This window comes from Streptomyces phytophilus (assembly GCF_013870535.1).
Lineage (GTDB): Bacteria > Actinomycetota > Actinomycetes > Streptomycetales > Streptomycetaceae > Streptomyces > Streptomyces phytophilus.
The window spans coordinates 1-3175 of record NZ_JACBXC010000699.1 but is presented as its reverse complement, the minus strand read 5'-3'; the positions used below and the strand labels follow the sequence as shown (position 1 = coordinate 3175).

The window sequence follows — 3175 nt, the reverse complement described above, 5'->3', positions numbered from 1 at the left end:
GGCAGCGTGTCCGACCCCGTGCTGGACACGATGAACTTCCTCAACGAGATCACGCTGCGCTACCCGGAGGCGATCTCCTTCGCCCCCGGCCGGCCGTACGACGGGTTCTTCGACACCGAGCAGGTCTTCACGCACATGCGGACCTACCTCGACCACCTGGCCGCCCACGGCGGCACGCCGGAGGACATCCGCACCGCCCTCTACCAGTACGGCCCCACCGCCGGCCAGATCCGCGAGATCATCGCCGAGTCGCTGCGCGCCGACGAGGGCATCGACGTGCCGGCCGAGGCCGTCGTCGTGACCGTCGGCGCCCAGGAAGCCATGCTGCTGGTGCTGCGCGCGCTCTTCGGCGGTCCCGACGACGTGCTGATGGTCGCCAGCCCCTGCTACGTCGGCATCACGGGCGCCGCCCGGCTGCTCGACATCGCCGTGCACCCCGTCGAGGAGCGCGAGGACGGCTTCCGCCCCGCCGATCTCGAAGCCGCGGTGCTGGCGGAGAAGGCGCGCGGCCGCCGGCCCCGCGCCTTCTACCTCGTCCCCGACCACTCCAACCCCTCCGGCACCACGCTCGCGCCCGGGGCCCGGACGGACCTGCTCGACCTGGCGGCCCGCCACGACCTGCTCATCCTGGAGGACAGCCCGTACCGGCTGGTCAGCCCGGGCCCACCGCCGCCGACTCTGAAGTCGCTTGACCGCAGCCGCCGCGTCGTCCACCTCGGCTCGTACTCCAAGACCGTCTTCCCCGGCGCCCGCGTCGGCTTCGCCGTCGCCGACCAGACCGTCGTCGACGACTCCGGGGCCACCACCCTGCTCGCCGGCGAACTCACCAAGATCAAGAGCATGGTGACGGTCAACACCCCGTCGCTGAGCCAGGCCGCCGTCGCCGGGGCGCTGCTGGCCGCGCAGGGGCTCGTCTCCGAGCTGAACTCCCGCGCGGCCGCGTACTACGGAGACGCCATGCGGGCCATGCTCCGGGCCCTGGACGCGAGCCTGCCCGCCGACCGCAGAAGCACGCTGGGCGTGCGGTGGAACCGGCCCGAGGGCGGGTTCTTCCTCACCGTGCAGGTGCCGTTCCCCGCCGACAACGCGGCACTCACCCGCTCAGCCCAGGACTTCGGCGTCATCTGGACGCCCATGAGCCACTTCTACCCGGGCGGCGGCGGCCACCGCGCCATCCGGCTCTCCACCAGCTATCTGACCACCGGGGAGATCGACGAGGGCACCGCGCGCCTCGCCCGCTTCATCGAGGCCGAGACCCGGGCCTGATGACACGGCGGCCGACCTCCCCTTCCGTCATCCGTCCGACTCCAGCGAGAGAGGACCGCACGTGAACGGCATCACCGGCGTACAACGACCGCGTGGCAAGAAGCGCATGTGGGGGTGGACCTTCCGATGACCACCGGTGTGGAGCCCGCGGAGCTCCTGGACCCCCGGTCCGCGACAGCACAGGTGCCCGGCCCGTACCGGCCGCGCATCCTCGGGGTGGGCACGGCGGCCACCCCCGCGTCGTACAGCCAGCAGGAGGTGCTCGACGCCTTCGGCATCACCGATCCGAAGATCAGCTCCGTCTTCCTCAACAGCGCGATAGGACGGCGCCATCTGACGCTTCCCGCTCCCGACGCGAACGGAGTCCGGCACTCCGAGCCGCAGGGCGACCTGCTCGACAAGCACAAGGCCGCGGCGATCGAGATGGGGGCAGAAGCCCTCCGCGCCTGCTTGAAGAGCGCCGGCCACGAACTCTCGGACCTGCGCCACCTGTGCTGCGTGACGTCCACCGGCTTCCTCACCCCGGGCCTCAGCGCCCTGCTGATCCGCGAGTTGGGCATCGACCGGCACTGCAGCCGCTCCGACATCGTCGGCATGGGCTGCAACGCCGGGCTGAACGCGCTGAACGTCGTCGCCGGCTGGTCCGCCGCACACCCGGGCGAACTCGCCGTCGTGCTCTGCGCCGAAGCGTGCTCCGCGGCGTACGCCTTCGACGAGACCATGCGCACCGCCGTCGTCAACAGCCTCTTCGGCGACGGCGCCGCCGCCGTCGCGCTCATGTCCGGCGCGTCCGCCGTCGGCCCGGACGGCGTCCGCGGCCCGGACGTCCTGAAGTTCGCCAGCTGCCTCATCCCCGAGGCCCTGGAGGCGATGCGCTACGACTGGGACCGCGACCATAACCGGTTCAGCTTCTTCCTCGACCCGCTGATCCCGTACGTCGTCGGCGCCCACGCCGAACTCGTCGTCGACCGGCTGCTCGCGGACACCGGCCTGCGCCGCAGCGACATCCGGCACTGGCTGGTGCACTCCGGCGGCAAGAAGGTGATCGACGCCGTCGTCGTCAACCTCGGGCTCACCCGCCACGACGTCCGCCACACGGTCGGCGTGCTGCGCGACTACGGCAACGTGTCGAGCGGCTCGTTCCTGTTCTCGTACGAGCGGCTGCTCGACGAGGACGTCACCCACCCCGGAGACCACGGCGTGCTCATGACCATGGGCCCGGGCTCCACGATCGAAACGGCACTGGTCCGATGGTGAGAGCGGAGGGTGCGATGAGTGACACGCTCACGCTGGTGATCGACGGGAGCGAGCCGCCCACGGCCGCGGCCGTCAAGGCACTCGGCGCGATCTGCGACGAGGCGGAGGACGGTGGGGGCACCGGCCTGGTCACGGTGCACGTCACCGGCGTCCCCGAACCCGGCTGGACCGCAGGACTCGACGTCCAACTGGTCAGCAAGTGGGAGCGGGCGCTGCGCCGGCTGGAACGGCTGCCGGCCGCCACCGTCGCCGTCGCCCGCGGCGACTGCGGCGGCACCGCGCTCGACGCCTTCCTCGCCGCCGACATCCGCGTCGCCACCCCCGGCGCCCGGCTGCTCGTCGCCCGGGACGGCGAGGCCACCTGGCCCGGCATGGCGAGCTACCGGCTCGTCCAACTGGCCGGCGCCGCGAGCATCCGCCGGGCCGTGCTCTTCGGCCTGCCCATCGACGCCTCCGAAGCGCTTGCGCTGGGCCTCGTCGACGATCTCGCCGCCGACCCCGCAAGCGGCGTCGCCGCGGCCGCGGGGCTGGTAAGCGGGCTGTCCGGGAAGGAAGTCGCCATTCGCAGGCAGCTGCTCTTCGACGCCACGACGACCAGCTTCGAAGACGCGCTCGGCCAACACCTCGCCGCCTGCGACCGGTCCCTGCGGGC

The 3175-nt window shown here is 72.1% G+C and carries 3 protein-coding genes; all 3 read left to right on the top strand.

What is annotated here, in order from left to right; translation table 11 throughout:
* The coding region (locus H5J30_RS23765; protein WP_258563505.1) for an aminotransferase-like domain-containing protein at positions 1-1266 on the top strand (1266 nt) is incomplete at its 5' end.
* A 126-nt stretch (positions 1267-1392) separates the two neighbouring features.
* Positions 1393-2523, top strand: a complete 1131-nt coding sequence (dpgA, locus tag H5J30_RS23760) for a 3,5-dihydroxyphenylacetyl-CoA synthase DpgA (RefSeq protein ID WP_181789409.1) — start codon at positions 1393-1395, stop codon at positions 2521-2523.
* 14 nt (positions 2524-2537) lie between these two features.
* A partial coding sequence (gene dpgB / locus H5J30_RS23755; RefSeq protein ID WP_181789408.1) for an enoyl-CoA-hydratase DpgB occupies positions 2538-3175 on the top strand: 638 nt, incomplete at its 3' end.

What these genes read in the sequence shown, in the direction of transcription:
- dpgA (WP_181789409.1), top strand. Translation starts at nt 1,393, where the DNA reads ATGACCACCGGTGTGGAGCCCGCGGAGCTCCTGGACCCCCGGTCCGCG.